General features: G+C 71.6%; 21 protein-coding genes and 1 rRNA gene. 17 read left to right on the top strand and 5 right to left on the bottom strand.

Features of this window, described 5'->3' with window-relative positions:
• The 9 genes from rrf to PUR26_RS00745 form a co-directional block, all read left to right on the top strand.
• A 5S ribosomal RNA gene (gene rrf / locus PUR26_RS00785) occupies positions 1 to 91 on the top strand; the annotation flags it as partial.
• A 62-nt stretch (positions 92 to 153) separates the two neighbouring features.
• Positions 154 to 798: an HAD family hydrolase gene (locus tag PUR26_RS00780; protein WP_329868203.1), complete on the top strand. Its 645-nt coding sequence runs from the start codon at positions 154 to 156 to the stop codon at positions 796 to 798.
• A gap of 43 nt (positions 799 to 841) precedes the next feature.
• Entirely contained in the window at positions 842 to 2,047 is a 1,206-nt protein-coding gene (locus PUR26_RS00775; RefSeq protein ID WP_329868201.1) for an MFS transporter, read from the top strand.
• A complete protein-coding gene (locus PUR26_RS00770; protein ID WP_329868199.1) occupies positions 2,016 to 3,194 on the top strand; it encodes an acetoin utilization protein AcuC in 1,179 nt (392 codons plus the stop codon). The genes PUR26_RS00775 and PUR26_RS00770 overlap by 32 nt, the downstream gene beginning before the upstream one ends.
• A gap of 226 nt (positions 3,195 to 3,420) precedes the next feature.
• Positions 3,421 to 4,236 (top strand): phosphatase, encoded by an 816-nt coding sequence (locus PUR26_RS00765; protein ID WP_329868197.1) that lies wholly within the window; start codon positions 3,421 to 3,423, stop codon positions 4,234 to 4,236.
• A 128-nt stretch (positions 4,237 to 4,364) separates the two neighbouring features.
• A complete protein-coding gene (locus tag PUR26_RS00760; protein ID WP_329868195.1) occupies positions 4,365 to 4,577 on the top strand; it encodes a helix-turn-helix domain-containing protein in 213 nt (70 codons plus the stop codon).
• A 121-nt stretch (positions 4,578 to 4,698) separates the two neighbouring features.
• On the top strand, positions 4,699 to 4,797 hold the full coding sequence (locus PUR26_RS00755) for a 30S ribosomal protein bS22 (RefSeq protein WP_003948845.1): 99 nt from the start codon (positions 4,699 to 4,701) through the stop codon (positions 4,795 to 4,797).
• Between the two features lie 378 nt (positions 4,798 to 5,175).
• A complete protein-coding gene (locus PUR26_RS00750) occupies positions 5,176 to 6,234 on the top strand; it encodes an NAD-dependent epimerase/dehydratase family protein (protein ID WP_329868193.1) in 1,059 nt (352 codons plus the stop codon).
• 15 nt (positions 6,235 to 6,249) lie between these two features.
• Complete coding sequence (locus PUR26_RS00745) at positions 6,250 to 7,338, top strand: lysophospholipid acyltransferase family protein (protein ID WP_329868191.1); 1,089 nt, start codon at positions 6,250 to 6,252, stop codon at positions 7,336 to 7,338.
• Positions 7,339 to 7,444: 106 nt separating this feature from the next.
• On the opposite strand, the gene PUR26_RS00740 is transcribed toward PUR26_RS00745, so the two are convergent.
• The 3 genes from PUR26_RS00740 to PUR26_RS00730 form a co-directional block, all read right to left on the bottom strand.
• Positions 7,445 to 8,608, bottom strand: a complete 1,164-nt coding sequence (locus tag PUR26_RS00740) for a DUF5667 domain-containing protein (protein ID WP_329868189.1) — start codon at positions 8,606 to 8,608, stop codon at positions 7,445 to 7,447.
• 251 nt (positions 8,609 to 8,859) lie between these two features.
• Entirely contained in the window at positions 8,860 to 9,639 is a 780-nt protein-coding gene (locus PUR26_RS00735) for an ECF subfamily RNA polymerase sigma factor, BldN family (protein ID WP_329868188.1), read from the bottom strand.
• 683 nt (positions 9,640 to 10,322) lie between these two features.
• Complete coding sequence (locus PUR26_RS00730; RefSeq protein WP_329868186.1) at positions 10,323 to 11,249, bottom strand: HAD family hydrolase; 927 nt, start codon at positions 11,247 to 11,249, stop codon at positions 10,323 to 10,325.
• A gap of 109 nt (positions 11,250 to 11,358) precedes the next feature.
• Here PUR26_RS00730 and PUR26_RS00725 point away from each other — a divergent pair, with 109 nt between their 5' ends.
• The 6 genes from PUR26_RS00725 (at position 11,359) to hemB (ending at position 18,044) form a co-directional block, all read left to right on the top strand.
• Complete coding sequence (locus PUR26_RS00725; protein WP_329868184.1) at positions 11,359 to 11,628, top strand: glutaredoxin family protein; 270 nt, start codon at positions 11,359 to 11,361, stop codon at positions 11,626 to 11,628.
• Between the two features lie 274 nt (positions 11,629 to 11,902).
• On the top strand, positions 11,903 to 12,733 hold the full coding sequence (locus PUR26_RS00720; RefSeq protein WP_329868182.1) for a redox-sensing transcriptional repressor Rex: 831 nt from the start codon (positions 11,903 to 11,905) through the stop codon (positions 12,731 to 12,733).
• On the top strand, positions 12,730 to 14,085 hold the full coding sequence (locus tag PUR26_RS00715; RefSeq protein ID WP_329868180.1) for a glutamyl-tRNA reductase: 1,356 nt from the start codon (positions 12,730 to 12,732) through the stop codon (positions 14,083 to 14,085). The genes PUR26_RS00720 and PUR26_RS00715 overlap by 4 nt, the downstream gene beginning before the upstream one ends.
• On the top strand, positions 14,082 to 15,041 hold the full coding sequence (hemC, locus tag PUR26_RS00710) for a hydroxymethylbilane synthase (RefSeq protein ID WP_329868179.1): 960 nt from the start codon (positions 14,082 to 14,084) through the stop codon (positions 15,039 to 15,041). The genes PUR26_RS00715 and hemC overlap by 4 nt, the downstream gene beginning before the upstream one ends.
• Positions 15,038 to 16,702, top strand: a complete 1,665-nt coding sequence (locus tag PUR26_RS00705; RefSeq protein ID WP_329868178.1) for a uroporphyrinogen-III synthase — start codon at positions 15,038 to 15,040, stop codon at positions 16,700 to 16,702. The genes hemC and PUR26_RS00705 overlap by 4 nt, the downstream gene beginning before the upstream one ends.
• Before the next feature lie 352 nt (positions 16,703 to 17,054).
• A complete protein-coding gene (gene hemB / locus PUR26_RS00700; RefSeq protein ID WP_329868177.1) occupies positions 17,055 to 18,044 on the top strand; it encodes a porphobilinogen synthase in 990 nt (329 codons plus the stop codon).
• A gap of 260 nt (positions 18,045 to 18,304) precedes the next feature.
• Here the strand turns inward: hemB and PUR26_RS00695 are convergent, their stop codons facing one another.
• Complete coding sequence (locus PUR26_RS00695) at positions 18,305 to 18,964, bottom strand: TetR/AcrR family transcriptional regulator (protein ID WP_329868176.1); 660 nt, start codon at positions 18,962 to 18,964, stop codon at positions 18,305 to 18,307.
• A gap of 102 nt (positions 18,965 to 19,066) precedes the next feature.
• Between PUR26_RS00695 and PUR26_RS00690 the strand changes: the two genes are divergently transcribed.
• Together PUR26_RS00690 and PUR26_RS00685 are read left to right on the top strand one after the other, a co-directional pair.
• Positions 19,067 to 19,225: a hypothetical protein gene (locus tag PUR26_RS00690; RefSeq protein WP_329868174.1), complete on the top strand. Its 159-nt coding sequence runs from the start codon at positions 19,067 to 19,069 to the stop codon at positions 19,223 to 19,225.
• 44 nt (positions 19,226 to 19,269) lie between these two features.
• Entirely contained in the window at positions 19,270 to 19,701 is a 432-nt protein-coding gene (locus PUR26_RS00685; protein WP_329868172.1) for a VOC family protein, read from the top strand.
• Between the two features lie 90 nt (positions 19,702 to 19,791).
• On the opposite strand, the gene PUR26_RS00680 is transcribed toward PUR26_RS00685, so the two are convergent.
• The coding region (locus tag PUR26_RS00680; RefSeq protein WP_329868170.1) for a chitinase at positions 19,792 to 20,227 on the bottom strand (436 nt) is incomplete at its 5' end.

Raw genomic sequence — 20,227 nt, 5'->3', positions numbered from 1 at the left:
GCCCGGTTACATTCCGAACCCGGAAGCTAAGCCTTTCAGCGCCGATGGTACTGCAGGGGGGACCCTGTGGGAGAGTAGGACGCCGCCGAACAATTATTGTGGGAAAGCCCCGCACCTTATGGTGCGGGGCTTTCCTGCGTTTAGGGTCTGGTTATGCGCTATGAACTGGTGATTTTCGACAACGACGGCGTGCTGGTCGACAGCGAGCCCGTCTCCAACACCATCCTCGCGGGGTACCTCACGGAGCTCGGTCATCCCACGTCGTACGAGGACTCCCTGCGTGACTACATGGGCGCCGCTGTGCACCGGGTGCACGACCTGGTGAAGGAGAGAACCGGGCAGCTGCTGCCCGACGATTTCGACGAGACGTTTCACGCGCGGGTCTTCGCCGCCTTCGAACGGGAGCTGGCGGCCGTCGCCGGCACCACCGAAGTGCTGGGGAAGCTGGTCGCGGACGGAGTGCCGTACTGCGTGGCGTCCTCAGGGAGCCATGAGCGGATCAGGGTCGGGCACCGCAAGACCGGGCTCGACCTCTGGTTCCGGGAGGACATCGTCTTCAGTGCGCAGGACGTCGGGCGGGGCAAGCCGGCGCCGGACCTGTTCCTGTACGCGGCCGAGCGGATGGGGGTGGCGCCGGAGCGGTGCGTCGTCGTCGAGGACAGCCCGCTCGGGGTGCGGGCCGCCCTGGCGGCCGGGATGGACGTCTACGGGTTCACCGCGATGACGCCGGCCGACAGGCTGTCCGGTGCGCGCGGGTACTTCGACGACATGGCACAGCTGCCGGAACTGCTCATGTGATCCACCTACCCAGGGGTAGGGAGGCGGCCTACGCTGTGCCGCCATGACGGATACGGACGCGCGGACGCGGCGCGGGCGGGGCTCGCTGTCGGTCGGCTTCTTCGTGCAGGGGGTGACCTTCGCGCTGCTGGTGACGCGCATCCCCGCCGTCCAGGACAGGTACGGGATATCCGACGGGACGCTGCCCGTCTTCCTCGCGGCCGTTCCGGTCCTGGCGGGCGTCGGCAGCGTCCTCACGGGGCGGCTGGTGGCCCGGGTCCCGCCCGGCGCGGTCCTCGGAGGAGCCCAGCCGGTCGTCCTGCTGGCCCTGGCGGCGGTGGGTGCCGGTGACCGGCTCTGGCAGGCGGCCGTCGCGCTCGGGGTGTTCGGGCTGGCGGTCGGGGCGCTCGACGCCTCCATGAACATGCTGGGGGTCAGCCTTCAGCACGCGTACGGGCGCAGCATCATGCTCGGCTTCCACGCGGCGTACAGCCTGGGCGGGATCGTGGGCGCATCGCTCGCGTGGGCGGGGGCCCACTGGGACCTGTCGCTGACGGCGTCGTATCTGCCGGTGGTGGCGGTGCTGCTGCCGCTCGTGCTGGCCGGCAGCCGGTGGTACGTCGACGGGGTGCGCGAGCCGGATGGGTCGCCGCAGGGCGGGAAGGCGGGCATCCCCTTCACCGTCCTGTTGCCGCTGTGCCTGGTGATGACCATCGCGTACATCGGGGACTCCACGGTGTCGAACTGGAGCGCCAAGTACCTGCGCGATGTGCTCGGGGGCTCGGAGGAGCTGGCGACCGTTCCGTACAACGCCTACATGGTGACGACCCTGCTGGGGAGGGCCGTGGGGGACCTCGGGGTGCGGCGGTTCGGGGCGGTGGCGGTCGTGCGGGCCGGTGCGGTGCTCGCCTCGGCCGGGTTCGGGGTGGTCGCGCTGACGCCGGGGGCGTGGGGTGGCATCGCCGGCTTCACGGTGCTGGGGCTCGGGCTGAGCGTGATGGTGCCGCAGACCTTCGCGGCTGCGGGCAGGCTGCGCTCAGGGACGGCCGGGGACGCGGCCGTTGCCCGGCTGAACGTCTTCAACTACGTGGGGTTCCTGATCGGGTCGCCGTTGGTGGGGGCGCTCGGCGACGCGTGGAGCTACCGGGGGGCGATGCTGGTTCCGCTGGTGCTGGTGCTGGTGACGTTGCGGTACGCCCGATCGTTCGGTGTTGAACCGGACCGATACGGTGGCGGGCATGAGCGGCCGCGCACTGTTGATGTGGGATGAGGCAGTAACCGGGTACGACTTCGGGGCCAGCCACCCGATGGACCCGGTCCGGCTCGCGCTGACCATGGGGCTGGTGCGCGCCTATGGGCTGGACCGCGAGGTGGACGTGGTCGCGGCGAAGCCGGCCGGGGACTCGACGCTGCGGCTGGTGCACCGCGGTGACTACGTGGCGGCGGTGCGTGCGGCGTCGGCCGATCCCAGGAGTGCGGATCAGGCGTACGGGCTGGGGACGCTGGACGACCCGGCGTTCGCCGGGATGCACGAGGCTTCCGCGCTGATCGCCGGGCAGTCGGTGGGGGCGGCTGAGGCGGTGTGGCGGGGCGAGGCGGCCCACGCGGTGAACTTCGCCGGCGGTCTGCACCACGCGATGCCGGGGTCGGCGGCGGGTTTCTGTATCTACAACGACGCGTCGCTCGCCATCGCCCGGCTCCTGGAGCTGGGTGCGCAGCGGGTCGCGTACGTGGATGTGGACGTCCATCACGGGGACGGTGTGCAGGCCGCGTTCTGGGAGGACCCCCGGGTGCTCACCGTCTCGCTGCACGAGCACCCGCGCACCCTGTTCCCCGGGACGGGGTGGCCGCAGGAGACGGGCGCGGACGGGGCGGGAGAGGGCGGTGCGGTGAACGTGGCGCTGCCGGCGGGGACGGGCGACGCGGGCTGGCTGCGGGCCTTCCACGCGGTGGTGCCGGAGCTGCTGGCGGACTTCCGGCCGCAGGTGCTGGTGACGCAGCACGGGGCCGACACCCACTTCGAGGACCCCCTGGCGCATCTGACGGTCTCGTTGGACGCCCAGCGGGCGGTGCAGATGGCCTGTCACTCGCTGGCGCACGAGTACGTCGACGGGGGCAAATGGGTGGCCCTGGGAGGCGGTGGTTACGCGGTGGTGGACGTCGTGCCGAGGTCGTGGACGCATCTGGTGGGGATCGCGGCGGGGGCTCCGGTGGAGCCGGAGTCGGTCGTCCCGGCGTCGTGGCGGGATCAGGTCTACGCGCGCACGCGGCAACCGGCGCCGGGCCGTATGACGGACGGGCGGTGGCCGGTGCTGTGGCGGGACTGGGGGATGGGTTACGACCCCGCCGACCGGCTCGACCAGGCGGTGCTGGCGACCCGGCGGGCCGCGTTCCCGCTGCGGGGGCTGCTGCCGTAGGGCGCGCTTCCCGCAGTGACGCGCGCACCCGGGACGGGACCGTGGGGGGCGGCCTGGGCCGGGGCGCCGAGGGAGGGTGTGGCGCGAGGTGTCGGGGAGGCGGGTGAGCCGTGCGGTGCCTGGGTGGCGGCACGGGTGAGGGCCGCCGTAGACGGTGTTACGCCAAGTGTGGGGTGTCTTCCGCCTTTTGGGGTGGCGACGGCAGGGGTGCGGCAGCATCGGCAGGGTGTTGAGTAGCGGGGCGCTGCGTGCGCATCTGTTGGCGGCCAGACTGGCCGGGCCCGTCGCGACGTCCCGGGAGGAGAGCCTGCGGAGCTACCGGCTCTTCTCGGCCCGTGACCCCCGGGTGACACTGGGGCTCGACCCGGAGTGGGGATGGGGTGAGCGGGATCTGCTGCGTCTGATGGCCGACAAATGCGGGGTCTCCGAGGACCCCGCGTACCGCTTCGGTCCCGATGTCATCGATCCCGAGCTGACGCTGAGCGCGCTCGACGCGTTCGCCGCGCGGCTCGGCGAGGCGGCCGGAAGAAGGGCGCCGGTGCTCTTGGGGACCGGCCATCCACACCGTCTGCTCGGTTTCTACGCCGCGCTGGCAGACGCCTTGTCGGCGGCGGGATGTCTTGTTCTCACCCCTGCGCAGGGCAGATGTGTCGACATAACGACCCGGTTCGGCGTACGTACGTACAACCTTGACTACGTACGGGGAGTCGCTTTGGTGCGGGAACCCGGCGTGGAAGGCGCCGGGTGTGAGACCGGCGCGCACACCCATTCACCCCTGCCGATCCGGGTGGCGCTGGAGGGTGTCGTGGACGGTGGATGGCCGCTTCCGGAGTTGGTCGTCGGGGACCATGGATGGGTCTGCGGGGCAGGTCAGCTGGGTATTGAGGCCATTGGTCTGGCCGATACGGACGATCCCGCCCTGTTCGTCGGGGAGGCCGAGGGGCGGGTGTCCGTGGCCGTTCCGCTTGATGACGGTGTGCGGTCCGATTACTACAGGCCGCTTACTCGCTATGTACTCAATCGGGCGTGTCTGTCACAGTAGGCGGCCGATGGCTGCTCCTCTTCCCCACTCGCATCACCCGCCCCTAGTCTGGGGAGTGAGCGCACAGCGACGAAGAGTCACCGGAGGGGAAGCCGGTGGGCGTCATGTGCGGAAGGTACAGGTGGGTCATGGCTGCTGCTGGCGAGGTTCCTCTCAACGAGGTCAAGTTCCTGACCGTGGCGGAAGTCGCCTCGGTGATGCGAGTGTCGAAGATGACCGTGTACCGCTTGGTGCACAGCGGTCATCTGCCGGCGATCCGGGTGGGCAGGTCCTTCCGGGTTCCGGAGCAAGCGGTTCACGAGTACCTCCGGGAGTCCTTCGTGGGGGTGGAAAGCGCGTAACGGGAGTCCCCCGGTCCCCTCGGATTACGTCCCTCACTCTGTGGCGGGTAGGCTAGGCCGACGTAGGTCGTGTGGGCCCAGACGCCCCGCACCGAGTGAAGAGAAGTGAGCGAGGGTAGTCGTGGGCTCTGTTATCAAGAAGCGGCGCAAGCGGATGGCCAAGAAGAAGCACCGCAAGCTGCTCAAGCGCACCCGCGTTCAGCGTCGCAACAAGAAGTAAGCGATAGCTGTACGCGTGGCATTCGCGGCCCTTCCACCGTTCCGGTGGGAGGGCCGCTGTGTTGTTCCGGGGCTGCGGCGGTGGGTGGCGCGCGGCTGACGCGGTGTCGGATGCGCCGCGGATGACTCGGCTCTCGGATGGCATGGCTCTTGGACGGCATGGCCGCGAGGCGGGCCGTGGGGCCGGCGCCGGGACGGCGGTGCGGGACGCGTGGGACGACCGGCGCACGGCCGGTAGAGGCGTAGGGGACGGCCTGGGGGCCCGCGTACGGGGCCTGTGGGGGGTCGGCGCGCCTTCGGCGCGTGCCGCGGTCGTCACAGCGCAGCGCGGACCCGCTACGGTGGCGCATAGGCGAGGACCGAACGGAAGGCGCTGATCTTGGGGAAGGTCGTGCTCGTCACCGGGGTTGCCCGGCAGCTCGGCGGCCGTTTCGTGCGGCGCATCCAGCGGGATCCCGAGGTGGACCGGGTCATCGGCGTGGACGCCGTAGCGCCCGAGCACCCGTTGGACGACGCCGTCTTCGTCCGCGCGGACATCAGACAGCCGGCCATCGGCCGGGTGCTGGCCGAGTACGGGGTCGACACCGTCGTCCACATGGACGTCACCGGCACCCCGCTCGGCGCCGGGGGCCGGACCGCGGTCAAGGAGACCAACGTCATCGGCACGATGCAGCTGCTCGGCGCCTGTCAGAAGTCGCCGACGATCCGGCGGCTGGTGGTGAAGTCCAGTACGAGCGTCTACGGCTCCGCTCCCCGTGACCCCGCCGTCTTCACCGAGACGACGCCCCCCAAGTCGCTGCCGAGCGGTGGGTTCGCCAAGGACGCGGTGGAGGTCGAGGGGTATGTGCGGGGCTTCGCGCGCCGACGGCCGGACGTCGCGGTGTGCGTTCTGCGCTTCGCCAACATCCTGGGGCCGACGGCGGACTCCCCGCTCGCCGAGTACCTTTCGCTGCCGGTCATGCCGACGGTCTTCGGCTACGACCCACGACTCCAGTTCGCCCACGAGGACGATGTCATCGAGGTGCTGCGCATCGCCTCGCACGAGCCGCGGCGGGGGACGCTGAACAGCGGCACGTTCAATGTGGCGGGCGACGGCGTGCTGACGCTGTCGCAGTGCTCACGGCGGCTGGGACGGCCGACCGTGCCGGTGCTGCTGCCCGCCGTCACCTGGGTGGGCACGGCGCTGCGTACGGTCGGCATGACCGACTTCTCGCCCGAGCAGATCCGGCTGCTGACCCACGGCAGGGTCGTCAGCACGACGCAGATGCGCGAGACGCTCGGGTACGAGCCCGCGTACACGACCGCGGAGACCTTCGCGGACTTCGCGCGCAGCCGCGGGCCGGGCCTGGTTCCGCCGGGGAAGCTGGCCGAGGCGGTCGACCGGATCGCAGCGTCGCCCTTGCTGGGCGGCGCGAAGACGACTCAGAGCGCCGGATAAGGAGCCCGAGCAACGATGGCGGACGCCAAGGTCATTCCGTTCGACGACGACCGGTCCCGCGCGGGCGCGCAGCGCTCGGGGCGACGGCGCTCCGGGGCGGGCGGGGCCCGCTGGAGGAGCGAGGCCGCGGTGAGTCCGCTGCCGGGGCAGCACGCGCCCGGACCGGAGCCGGGCGTGGACGGTACGGCCGGGGGAGCGGCCGGCGGCTCCGTGGACGCGGGGACCGGTGACGGGGCTCCGCGGAGCGCCCGTGGCGGGCCGGTGAGCGACTGGGAGCGGCGGGTCGCGGGCGGGCTGGCGTTCCTGCGGCGGCGGATCACGGGGGAGTACGAGGTCGATGAGTTCGGTTACGACAAGGAGCTCACCGACCAGGTCCTGATGTCGCTGATCCGGCCGCTCTACGAGAAGTACTTCCGGGTCGAGGTGAAGGGCATCGAGAACATCCCGTCGGAGGGCGGGGCGCTGGTGGTGGCCAACCACTCGGGGACGCTTCCGCTGGACGGTCTGATGATGCAGGCCGCCGTGCACGACAACCATCCGGCGGGGCGGCATCTGCGGCTGCTCGCCGCGGACCTCGTCTTCATGCTGCCGGTCGTCAACGAGCTGGCCCGCAAGGCGGGTCACACCCTCGCGTGTGCCCAGGACGCGGAGCGGCTGCTCCGGCGCGGTGAGGTCGTCGGGGTGATGCCGGAGGGCTTCAAGGGGATCGGGAAGCCCTTCAGCGAGCGCTACAAGCTCCAGCGGTTCGGGCGGGGCGGGTTCGTGTCGACGGCGCTGAGGGTGGGGGCTCCGATCGTGCCCTGCTCGATCGTGGGGGCGGAGGAGATCTACCCCATGATCGGCAACGCGAAGACGCTGGCGCGGCTGCTCGGGTTCCCGTACTTCCCGCTGACGCCCACCTTCCCTTGGCTGGGGCCGCTGGGGGCGGTGCCGTTGCCGACGAAGTGGACGATCCAGTTCGGGGAACCGATCCCCACGGAGGGGTACCCGCCGGAGGCGGCGGAGGACCCGATGCTGATGTTCAACCTGACGGACCAGGTGCGCGAGCAGATCCAGCACACGCTGTACAAGCTGCTGGTGCAGCGGCGGTCGGTCTTCTTCTGAGGGCCGTCCAGCGCGCGGACGACGGGCGGCCGGTGCGCGGGCGGACGAGGGGAACGGTACGACGGCGGGGGCGGTCTCCCTGTCGGAAACCGCCCCCGCCGTCGTACTAGCTCTCCCCGTCGATGCCCAGACCCGGGATGATCCCCGGGAGCAGCGGCGGGAGGGTGACATCGGGGGCCGGCGTGGGAGTCTGCTTGCCGGCCGCGGGTGGCGGGGTGGTGGGGTCCTGGTCCAGGAGGCCGCCGGTGTTGCCGCCGAGCAGGCCGTCGTCCGGTGTGGCGCCGGACCGCGACGGGCTGGCCTTGCCGGTGCTGGTGGCGGGGCCGGACTCCGGGGTGGACGGGGACGGGCGCGACGGTCCTGAGCCGTCCGGCTTCTGCGTGGTGCCGGAGCCGGGGGCCTGTCCGCCCTTCTCGGGGGCGCGCGGGAGCTTCGACTGGAGCGGGCCGACCTGTTGGTCTATGGCGTCGAAGACCGAACTCACCTGGTCCCGCACATCGGTCAGCTGGACCGGAAGCCGGTCGCGCAGGCCGTTCCAGGCGTCGCGGTGGTTGCGCGCGAACGAGTCGAGCGTGGCCATCGGGGCGATGGCGCCGTCCCGTTCGTACGCCAGCCGCAGCAGCCGGTGGCCTTCGGCCGCGTCGTGCTGCATGCCGTTGAGCGCGCGTCTGATCTCGCCCAGGGACTCGTGGTCCAGCCGGCCCGCCCGGTCCCGCTCCATGAGGCGCCGGGCCTCGCTGAGCCGGGTGGACGCCTGGTCCAGGTAGATACCGCCGCGGTCGGCGTCCTCGTCGGCCATGCCGAGCTTGAGGTCCTCCATGCCGCGCTTGAGCCCGTACAGCGAGTCACCGGGGAGGGCGTCGGAACTGGCAGCGGCCACGCCGCTGAAAGCGCCCGCCGCCACACCGACCGTGAGGCCGCCGGCGGCGAGCCCCTTCGACCAGCGGGAACGGGGGCGCAACTTCCGCAGCGCGGTCGCCCGATGGGCGCCCCGTCCGGTCGCTGCCCGCTGTTCGGGCACGGTAGGGCCCGCGGGCGAGCCGCCTTCCGCGAACATCGCTTCCATGGCGGCGACGAGCTGCGCTCGCTGCACCACCTTCACCTCGGCGTCCAACTCCGGCTTCGGCAGCTCGCCGAGACCGTTCGCCAGGGCCAACAGCCGTCCCTGCTCGGTCTGTCCGACCGTGCTTCCGGGCTGCTCGGCCACCTGATCTTCCAGGGCCTGGGCGAAGGCGTTCGCCCGCCGGTGTGCCGAAACATTCGCGATCACTGGCGGCACCTCCTCTCGTCATGACGATCGACTCCCCGGGGGTTCCAAAAGGTTGCACGCCTTGAGCGCATCCACTCGATCGGGTGAGTGGATGCGGCCATGGTGTGACCACAGGGAGCCTGCATTCCGCACAACGAGCGTCGCGCCACTTGGGTTACGCACGAAGGATGATCGGACCAGTGCGTCATCGAGGTGTCACCGGCGGTGGGTCGAGGTGGACGGGTGGGGTGGTGCGGGGTGGTTCCGGGCGGTCAGCGGGCGTCTTCCGGCAGCAGCCGGGCGAGGGTGCGGACGGCCCGGTACTGCAGGGTCTTGATCGCGCCCTCGTTCTTGCCCATCACGCGCGCGGTCTCCGCGACGGACAGGCCCTGGAGGAAACGGAGGGTGACGCACTCCTGCTGCTGCGGGTTGAGCTTGCGGACCGCCTCCAGGAGGGCGGCGTTGGAGAGGGACTCCAGGACCGAGTCCTCCGGGCTGCGCTCGACCTCGTTGGCGTCGAGCATTTCACCGGTGGTCACTTCCAGTCGGAAACGGCTGGACTTGAAATGGTCCGCGACCAGGTTCCGGGCGATCGTGACCAGCCAGGCTCCGAAGTCGCGTCCCTGCCAGGTGAACGTCGAGATGCGGCGCAGGGCCCGCAGGAACGTCTCACTGGTGAGGTCCTCGGCGGTCGCCTTCCCGCCGACCCGGTAGTAGATGTAGCGGTAGACGGTGTCGCTGTACTGGTCGTACAGCCGCCCGAAGGCGTCGGCCTCTCCGGCCTGGGCGCGTTCGACCAGGTCCATCATGCGGGCGCTGTCGCTGTCCGCGGTGGGGCGGCGGGCGGTGGTCGAGGTGCCCGAACCGCCGCGGCCACCCCGTCTGCCGACGGCCGCACCGCCGTCGGCAAGGGCATAGCAGGGGCCGGCGGGTGCCGGTGCGGCGAAGGCGGGGACGGCGTACGCGGTGGGGACGAAGCCGCGCAAGCGGTCGAGGACCGTTGCGCGCAGCGTAGCCAGGCCCGAGGCGTCAACCCCGACGTGTGGGTACACGGGACTCCCAGAGGCAGAGCTTCCATCACGTGCAGTGCGAAACCATTCACTCGTCGTAGCGACGTGCGGGGGGTTTCGTTGCGTCTGAGGAGAATAACGCTTCGTGCAGGGAGCGCTACACCGAGTTGCTCAAATCATCGATTCAGTCGCTTCTGTTACCGCTACGGGGTCGATCAAGGCGCACTTCGTGACCGGTTATTGATCGGATTTCTTCGAAATCTGCGTAGCTGCGGGATGTCTTGTGCCCGAGTGCGCGCGCTGCGACTGCCGTGGGCGACGCGCGGGTAAGACCCCGGATTGGCCGTCTGCCGTCGAGGGGCGTCCGGGGCGGCTGGGGTGCAGGGTGCCGCTCGGGGTGGGTGCGGGTGCTGTGGTTCCAGGGGGTCGTGGTTCCAGGGGTCCGTGGTTCGCCCGGGGTGTCCGTCTGGCGAGTGGTCGCCGTCGCGCGTGCGCACGGCGGGGCGGGGCGCGTCGAGGTCGCCGGAGGCGGAGCCGCGGCCGCTGCGGCAGGGATGCCGCACGCGGTGGACCCGGCGGGGGTGCCTGACGCGAACGACGCGAACGACGCGGATGACGTGACTGACGCGCCGGGCGTGCGGGACGGTGCTGGGCGCCCTCGTGCCGGACGCGGCGGCTGTGGTGGCGGGCGGGGTGGTGGCGGGGCGGCTGCCGGGAGGGGGTCCTCAGCGGCGGCGGCGGTGCAGGGCGACGGCGGCCGCCGTGCCGCCCGCGAGGGCGCCGACCCCGGCGGCGGCCGGGATGCCGACCTTGGCCGCCTTGCGGCCCGTCCGGTAGTCCCGCAGTCGCCATTCGAGCTCCCGGGCGTGCTTGCGCAGCTTGGTGTCCGGGTTGATGGCGTAGGGGTGGCCCACCAGCGACAGCATCGGGATGTCGTTGTGCGAGTCGCTGTACGCCGCGCAGCGCGTCAGGTCCAGGCCCTCGGCCGCGGCCAGCGCGCGTACCGCCTCGGCCTTGGCCGGTCCGTGCAGGGGTTCGCCGACGAGCTTGCCCGTGTACACGCCGTCCACCGACTCGGCGACCGTGCCCAGCGCACCGGTCAGGCCCAGTCGGCGCGCGATGATGGTGGCCGTCTCGACGGGGGCGGCGGTGACGAGCCAGACCTTCTGGCCCGCGTCGAGGTGGGCCTGGGCCAGGGCGCGGGTGCCCGGCCAGATGCGGTCGGCCATGTACTCGTCGTAGATCTCCTCGCCGATGGTCATCAGCTCGGAGACGCGGTGCCCCTTCACGATGGACAGGGCGCTTTCGCGCGCGTCCTGCATGTGCTCGGGGTCCTCGACGCCGGCCAGCCGGAACCACGCCTGCTGCCAGGCGAACCGGGCCAGCTCGCGGCGCTGGAAGAACTTCCGCTTGTAGAGGCCGCGTCCGAAGTGGAAGATCGCGGCGCCCTGCATCACGGTGTTGTCGAGGTCGAAGAAGGCGGCGGCGTGGACGTCCCCCTGTACGGGGAAGTCCGGCTCCCTCAGGGGCGGCGCGACTTCTTCGAGCTGCTGAGAGGTCTTGCGTGCCGCCTCGGCGGCGGCCTCGCCTGCCAGAACGCTGCGCGCGGTGGCGGAGCGCCTACGGGGGGTGAGCCATCCCAGTGCGGCCATGCCGTGAGCATAGCCAGTCTGTTCGGTGGATCCCGACCAGCGGTGATGCCGTGGCGCGAACTCCGCGGGCCCCTCTGTCGAACGGGCGATCCGGACGGAGAATGGGCGCATGTTCGGACGTACGAAGAAGAAGGCCGCCGGTCCGCGGACGGTCACCCTCATCGGGAAGCCCGGGTGCCACCTGTGCGACGACGCGCGGGAGGTCGTGCGGGCGGTCTGCGCCGAGACGGGCGCCGTATGGGAGGAGAGGGACATCACGCGGGACGAGGAGCTGCACCGTGCCTACTGGGAGCAGATCCCGGTGGTCCTGGTGGATGGCGAGCAGCACACGTTCTGGAAGGTGGATGCCGCGCGTCTGCGGCGTGAACTGGGGGGATGACCGGGAAAGGCGGTTACCATCGTGTGCGTTTTGTTGGGTTTCGGGGGCATGGTCGTGAGGAGTGTGTACGGTTTTGCCCCCTTCGGTTTCCCAACGGACTGAGGCTGCCCTTGGTTCCGGGATGGCGCGATCGGCTCGCGTGACCCCGGTCACTTTGCTCGGACAAAACGGACACCATCTTTGTGCACGCGTTCACAAAGACATAGCCTGCTTCCGACGGGGCGGTCCTGGGACATATGGCCGCCTGCAGCCCCGCTCATCCCGCAGGAGCACCGTGGCAACTGGCCGAACACACCGACCGGCGACCCGTAGCCGAGGAATCCCCGAGGCCACCGTCGCCAGGCTTCCGCTGTATCTGCGGGCGCTCACCGCACTCTCCGAGCGCTCCGTGCCCACGGTCTCCTCCGAGGAGCTCGCGGCCGCCGCGGGAGTCAACTCCGCCAAGCTGCGCAAGGACTTCAGCTACCTCGGTTCGTACGGGACGCGCGGCGTCGGCTACGACGTCGAGTATCTCGTCTACCAGATCTCCCGCGAACTCGGGCTGACCCAGGACTGGCCGATCGTCATGGTCGGCATCGGAAACCTCGGCGCCGCCCTCGCCAACTACGGCGGGTTCGCCTCCCGTGGCTTCCGCGTCGCCGCGCTGATCGACGCCGACCCCTCGATGGTCGGCAAGCCGGTGGCGGGCATCGCGGTGCAGTTCATCGACGATCTCGAAAGGATCATCGAGGAGAACGGCGTCTCGATCGGCGTCATCGCCACGCCCGCCGGCGCGGCCCAGCAGGTCTGCGACCGGCTCGTCGCGGCCGGGGTGACGTCCATCCTGAACTTCGCCCCGACCGTCCTCACCGTCCCCGACGGTGTCGACGTGCGGAAGGTCGACCTCTCCATCGAACTCCAGATCCTCGCCTTCCACGAGCAGCGCAAGGCGGGCGAGGAAGCCGGCGCCGAGCCCGTCCAGCCCGTCGAGCCCGTCCAGGGCGCGGGTGCCCCGCAGAACGCGGGCGCCGCGGAGGACGCCGCGCCGGCCGTCTCGCGCGGCACCGCCCCCGTGGGGGGCAGGAAGGGACCGGACGGGGATGTCCCCGCCGTGATGCCGGCATGAGCCTCCTCGTCGTCGGTCTCAGCCACCGCAGCGCTCCGGTGAGCGTGCTGGAGCGGGCCTCCCTCGACCCCGAGACGCGCGTCAAGCTGCTCCAGGACACCCTCGCGGCCGAACCGGCCACCGAGGCGGCCGTCCTGGCCACCTGCAACCGCATCGAGCTCTACGCCGACGTGGACAAGTTCCACGCGGGCGTCGCCGAGCTGTCCACGCTGCTCGCGCAGCACAGCGGGGTCGGGCTGGAGGAGCTGACCCCCTACCTCTACGTGCACTACGAGGACCGCGCCGTCCACCACCTCTTCTCGGTGGCGTGCGGGCTCGACTCCATGGTCGTCGGCGAGGGGCAGATCCTCGGCCAGATCAAGGACGCCCTCGCGCGCGGCCAGGAGCTGCACACCGCGGGACGGCTGCTGAACGACCTGTTCCAGCAGGCGCTGCGGGTCGGCAAGCGCGCGCACAGCGAGACCGGGATCGACCGGGCCGGCCAGTCCCTCGTCACCTTCGGCCTGGAGCAGCTCGCCCTCGGCACGGACGTGGAGACCTGGGCCAAGGGCAAGCGGGCGCTGGTCATCGGCGCCGGTTCGATGTCCTCGCTGGCCGCCGCGACCCTCGCCCGCGCGGGTGTGGAAGAGATCGTGATCGCCAACCGCACGGCCGCCCGCGCGGACCGGCTCGTACAGATCCTCACCGAGGCCGGGGGGACCGGCGTGGCCGCCCGCGCCGTGGCCATGACCTCCGTGGGCGACGAGCTGACACGTGCAGACGTGGTGGTCTCGTGCACCGGCTCCACCGGGCTCGTCCTGACCGGTGTGTCCGTCGAGGCCGCGATGACGGGCCGCAAGGCCCCCCTCGCGCTGCTCGACCTGGCCATGCCCCGCGACATCGACGCCGCCGCGCACCGCATGGTCAATGTGCGGCTCGTCGACATCGAGTCGCTGGCCGAGGCCTCCGCCGACGCGCCGATGGCCGCGGACGTCGACCGGGTCCGCTCGATCGTCTCCGACGAGGTGGCCGCCTTCGGCGCCGCCCAGCGCGCGGCGCACATCACCCCGACCGTGGTCGCCCTGCGCACCATGGCCGCCGATGTGGTGACCGGTGAGATGGCGCGGCTGGAGGGGCGGCTGCCCGGCCTCGACGACAAGCAGCGCGCCGAGATCACCCAGACCGTGCGCCGTGTCGTCGACAAGCTCCTGCACGCGCCCACCGTGCGGGTCAAGCAGCTGGCCAGCGAGCCCGGCGGTGCCGGGTACGCGGACGCGCTGCGCACACTCTTCGACCTCGACCCGGAGACGGTCGCCTCCGTCAGCCGGGCCGACACGACCGACGCAGACGTCAAGAACCGAGGGCGAGTATGACCGAGAGGGCATTGAGGCTGGGGACACGGCGCAGCAAGCTCGCCATGGCCCAGTCCGGACACGTCGCGGAGGCGGTCCGGCAGCTGACCGGGCGCCCCGTGGAGCTCGTGGAGATCACGACGTACGGGGACACCTCCCGTGAGCACCTCGCGCAGATCGGCGGCACCGGCGTCTTCGTGACGGCACTGCGCGACGCACTGGTCGCCGGCGAGGTGGACTTCGCCGTGCACTCGCTGAAGGACCTGCCGACCACCCAGCCCGACGATCTGGTGCTCGCCGCGATCCCGCGCCGCGAGGACCCGCGCGACGTGCTGGTGGCCCGCGACGGGCTGACCTTCGAGCGGCTGCCGGCCGGCGCCCGCGTGGGCACCGGTTCGCCGCGCCGCATGGCGCAGCTCAACGCGTACGCGCGCAGCCACGGCATGGAGATCGAGACGGTTCCGATCCGGGGGAACATCGACACCCGGGTCGGTTATGTACGGAGCGGTGAGCTGGACGCGGTGGTTCTCGCCGCGGCCGGACTGAACCGTATCGGGCGGATCGACGAGGTGACCGACTTCCTGTCGGTCGACACCGTGCTGCCCGCCCCCGGACAGGGGGCCCTGGCGGTCGAGTGCACGGCGGCCGCCGTCGACCTCGCCGCCGCGCTCGCGGAGCTCGACGACCCGTACACCCGGGCCGCCGTGACCGCCGAGCGGTCCCTGCTCGCCGCCCTGGAGGCCGGCTGCAGCGCACCTGTGGGTGCGCTCGCCGACCTGCTGGCCGATGGGCAGGTTGTTCATGAGATGCGCCTGCGGGGTGTCGTCGGTACGACCGACGGTTCCACGCTGGTGCAGTTGTCCACCACCGGTCCCGTACCCACGTCGCACGGCGACGCCATCGCGCTCGGTCGCGAACTCGCGTCCGAGATGCTCGCCAAGGGTGCGGCCGGTCTTATGGGGGAGCGAGCACTTTGAGCCCCACCACAGCATCCAAGGCGTCGTCGGCGTTCTCCGCGTACGGGCACGTCACCTTCCTAGGCGCCGGACCCGGTGATCCGGGGCTGCTGACACTGCGCGCCGTCGAGGCGCTGGCAGGCGCGGACGTACTGATCGCCGAGCCGGATGTGCTCGATGTCGTACGCGGCCATGCGCGGGCGGGCGTGAGCACGCCTGAGCTGACGGTTGTTGACGATGCGTCAATGACCGCCGGTGTCCCCGTGTTGAGGGATGCGGCCAATCTTGTCATGGAGGCCGCGCGCGGCGGCAAGCGGGTCGTCCGTGCGGTGACCGGCGACCCCGGCCTGGACGGGAACGCCGGCGCGGAGATGCTCGTGTGCGCCGCCGAGGGCATTCCCTTCGAGGTCGTTCCGGGCGTCGCCACCGCGGTCGGTGTGCCCGCGTACGCGGGTGTGCCGCTGCGCGACGCCGAGGGCGCGGACGTCCGTTTCGTGGACGCCCGCACCGCGAGCGACCGCTGCTGGACGGAGGTGGGGGCCAGCGACGGGACCGTCGTCGTGTCGACGTCCCTCGACTCCGTGGCCGCGGCCGCCGGTGAACTCGTCGCGGCCGGGCGCAAGCCCGACACCCCGCTGACGGTCACCGTCGCCGGTACGACCACCCGTCAGCGGACGTGGACGGCCACCCTGGGCACCATCGCGCAGGTGCTGAAGCAGGCGAAGGTGCTGCCCTCGCCCGACGGGCACCAGCCGGTCATAGCCGTGGTCGGTGAGCGCAGTGCCGCCGCCCAGCGCGACCAGCTCGCGTGGTTCGAGTCCAAGCCGCTGTTCGGCTGGAAGGTGCTCGTGCCGCGTACCAAGGAGCAGGCGGCGTCGCTCTCCGACCAGCTGCGGTCGTACGGGGCCGTGCCGAGCGAGGTCCCGACCATCGCGGTCGAGCCGCCGCGCACGCCCCAGCAGATGGAACGTGCGGTCAAGGGCCTGGTGACGGGCCGCTACGAGTGGATCGCCTTCACGTCGGTCAACGCCGTCAAGGCCGTGCGGGAGAAGTTCGAGGAGTACGGTCTCGACGCCCGTGCCTTCGCCGGGATCAAGGTCGCCGCGGTCGGCGAGCAGACCGCCGCCGCACTGATCGAGTTCGGTGTGAAGCCGGACCTCGTGCCGAGCGGTGAGCAGTCGGCCGCCGGGCTGCTGGAGGACTGGCCGCCCTACGACCCGGTCTTCGACCCGATCGACCGGGTCTTCCTGCCGCGCGCCGACATCGCCACCGAGACGCTGGTGGCGGGCCTCATCGAGCTCGGGTGGGAGGTCGACGACGTCACCGCCTACCGGACCGTGCGCGCCTCGCCGCCGCCGGTCGAGACCCGTGAGGCGATCAAGGGCGGTGGGTTCGACGCCGTGCTGTTCACGTCGTCGAGCACGGTGCGCAACCTGGTGGGGATCGCCGGGAAGCCGCACAACGTGACGGTGATCGCCTGTATCGGCCCCGCGACCGCGAAGACGGCGGAGGAGCACGGGCTGCGGGTGGACGTCCTGTCGCCCGAGCCGTCCGTGCACAAGCTGGCGGAGGCGCTGGCGGAGTTCGGCATACGGCGCCGGGAGGCGGCGCTGGAGGCCGGCGACCCGGTGACGCGGCCCAGCGAGCGCCGTCCGGGCGCGCGGCGGCGGCGCACCACCTGACGGCGGGCCCTGCCGGGTGGCGGGCCGCGCCGGACGGCGTGCCGCCCCCGGGTGGTGCGGCGACCGGACGGCGGCGTGCCGCACGGGCTTGGCGGGACGGCCGGGCGGACCTTCGGGTCCTGCCCGGCCGTTCGGCGTATCGCGGGCCGGGGGCAGGGGCGCGGGGGTGCGGGGGGCGGGGCCCCTCCGGGCTCGGCTCCTCGGGGCCGGCGGCCCTGGGAAGGGGTACGGGAGCCTGCCGTTGCCGCCGGCCCCTGCGGGGACGACCCTGCACGGCCCCTCGCGTCGTGGGCGCGACGCTCCGGCAGGCTGTCGGCAAGAGCAGGGCCGGTGCGGGCGTAGCGTGGCTGGCATGACTGTGTACGGATCCTTCCCCGGTGCGCGGCCGCGTCGGCTGCGTACCACCCCCGCCATGAGGCGGATGGTCGCGGAGACGCGGCTGCACCCGGCGGACCTGATCCTCCCGGCGTTCGTGCGGGAGGGCGTCACCGAGCCGGTGCCGATCTCGGCGATGCCCGGTGTCGTCCAGCACACGCGCGACACGCTGCGGAAGGCCGCCGTCGAGGCGGTCTCGGCCGGAGTCTCCGGGATCATGCTCTTCGGCGTCCCCGAGGACGCGAAGAAGGACGCCCTCGGTACGGCCGGCACCGACCCGGACGGCATCCTCCAGGTCGCGATCCGGGACGTGCGCGCGGAGGTCGGCGATGACCTGGTGATCATGTCCGACCTGTGTCTCGACGAGTACACCGACCACGGCCACTGCGGCGTGCTCGACGAGGACGGGCGGGTCGACAACGACGCCACCCTGGAGCGGTACGCCGAGATGGCCCAGGTCCAGGCCGACGCGGGCGTCCATGTGGTGGGGCCCAGCGGCATGATGGACGGCCAGGTCGGCGTCATCCGCGACGCGCTGGACACCATCGGCAAGGAGGACGTGTCGATCCTGGCGTACACCGCCAAGTACTCCTCCGCCTTCTACGGTCCCTTCCGCGAGGCCGTCGGTTCCTCCCTGCGCGGTGACCGCAAGACGTACCAGCAGGACCCGGCCAATGTGCGGGAGTCGCTGCGCGAGCTGGCGCTCGACCTCGAAGAGGGCGCCGACATGGTGATGGTCAAGCCGGCCGGCCCGTATCTGGACATCCTGGCGAAGGTCGCGGAGTCGGTGGACGTGCCGGTGGCCGCGTACCAGATCAGCGGTGAGTACGCGATGATCGAGGCCGCCGCGGAGAAGGGCTGGATCGACCGCGACAAGGCGATCCTGGAGACCCTGACCGGGATCAGGCGCGCGGGCGCGCAGATGATCCTGACGTACTGGGCGACGGAGGTCGCGCTGGGGCTCTGAGGCCCTGCGGCCCAGCGGGCCCGCCGTCGCGGTGGCCCGCTGGGTCCGCCGGCGGCCGGCGGACGTACGCGGTGAAGGACGCCCAGGCGGCCGGGGCCCGCCTTCGTCGCCGCTGTGGCCGGACCTGAACCACTTCAGCGCGGTGCTGCCCATCGCTCTCCCGGCAGCCGGTCCGGCAACTCCCCTGACGCCCGCGTACGTCACGCCTCGGCCGCCCGTACGGACGGGATGTACGGGCCGGTGGCCCGCCGTGTCCCGGGTCAGGCCACCGCGTAGTCGGCGAGCGCCGGTTCGAGCAGGGTGAAGGCCCGGTCGGCCTCCTCCGCGACGGTGCTCGCGATCTCGTCGGCGGTGCGGCCCGCCAGGGTGAGCTCCTGGATGCGGCCGAACAGGACCCGGTGCACGGCGCCGATCAGGGCCGCGGCCGTGCGCGGGGTGATGTCGTCGGGCGAGGTGCCCGTGGCCCGGGCGAGCGCCGCGGCCAGTGCCTCCTCGCGCCGGTCGTGCAGGGCGCGCAGACAGGCCGAGAGGGTCGGACTCTCGTCGATCATGCGGGAGAACTCCGGACCCGCGAACCCGGCCACCGGGTTCCGTGCCGCGACGGCGGCCCCGAAGGAGCGGCGGAGCGCCGTGAAGGCGGCCTCGCCCGGCTCGCGGGCGGCCACGGTCTCCGCCAGGCTCGCCACGAACGCGTCCTGGTGGTCGAGCGCCATGTCCTCCTTGCGCGGGAAGTAGTTCGTCACCGTTTTCTTGGCGACGCGGGCAGCCGTCGCGATCTCCGCGATGGTCGTCTCCTCGAAGCCCTGGGCCATGAAGAGCCGGGTGGCGTGGTCGGAGATCAGTTGCCGTGTCTCTCGCTTCTTGGTCTCCCGCAGCCCTGCGGGCTCGGGGCCGGTCGCTGTGCTCGTCTCGTTACCCATGAGGGAATCTTACACCGGCAGTAATTTTATGTTGACAGCCTCAGTGCGTACGAACTAAGTTTACGTCCGTTGTAAGTTTGCACCTTCGAAGGGGAGGCCCGTATGCCCAAGGTCGATCTCGCCAAGCTGCTCGCCGACCGGACCGACGCGCCGGCGCCGCGAGGAGGGGCGGCCCGCAGGCCGCCCGTCCGGCCCCGCTCCGTCCGCTTCCAGGGCGGCGCCCTCCGCGCCCGCAACCTCCCGCGCCGCGGGTCCTACTGACCGCGCCCCACCACCCCCGCCCCCGTACGAGAAGGAGCTCACCCGTGCAGATCACCGCTTCCACCGTCTCGCTCACCGTCGACGACGTGGCCGCCTCCCAGGCCTTCCTCACCGCTCATCTCGGCTACCAGGAGCAGGCCGCGGCGGACGGATTCGCCTCCCTCACCCGGCCCGACGCGGCGGTCGACATCGTCCTGCTGCGTCGGGGCACCGAGGTGCTGCCGGCCGAGCAGCGCGACCGGCGGGCGGGTGGACTGATCCTCGCCTTCACCCTCACCGGGCTGGACGCCGAGGAGGAGAGGCTGCGGCGCGCGGGCGTCGAGATCACCATGCCGCTGCGCGAAGAGCCCTGGGGTGAGCGCCTGTTCCAGGTGACCGACCCCAACGGGGTGGTCGTCCAGTTCGTCGAATGGGTCACCCCGGCCCCGGCGGACGCCGGCGCGGGGGAGGCCGGTCAGGACGGAGCGGTCCGGTGACACCGGACCGGCGGGCCCGCACGAAGGGGCGGCCGCGGCCGGGGAGGGCGACTCCCCGGGCCGCGGCCCGTCCGTGCGGTGCCCGTGGGCTCAGCAGTACAGGTTGTTGCCCGCGGGCACGCCCAGGATCTGGGTGAACTGCTGGTACTTGGTCACCCGGCTCTGGACCTGGGCCGGGTTCTTGCCGTCGCACTCCAGCGATCCGTTGATGGAGCGGATGGTCTGGCCGAAGCCGGCGCCGTTGACCATGGCGTTGTGCGGGGTCATGGTGCCGGGGCCGTTCTGGGTGTTCCAGTACCAGAGGCCCGTCTTCCAGGCGACCGCCGCGTTGTTCTGGACGAGCCAGGGGTTGTTCAGCAGGTCGATGCCGAGGGCGTCACCGGCGGCCTTGTAGTTGAAGTTCCAGCTGAGCTGGATCGGGCCCCGGCCGTAGTACGCCGCCTGCCCCGCCGGGCAGCCGTAGGGCTTGCCCGTGTCGCAGTAGTGCGGGTAGTTGGCGGTGTTCTGCTCGACGATGTGGACCAGG

The sequence above is a fragment of the Streptomyces sp. SP18CS02 genome (assembly GCF_036322365.1).
Classification (GTDB): domain Bacteria; phylum Actinomycetota; class Actinomycetes; order Streptomycetales; family Streptomycetaceae; genus Streptomyces.
The sequence above is the reverse complement of the archived record's forward strand: the minus strand, read 5'-3'. Positions and strand labels throughout refer to the sequence as shown.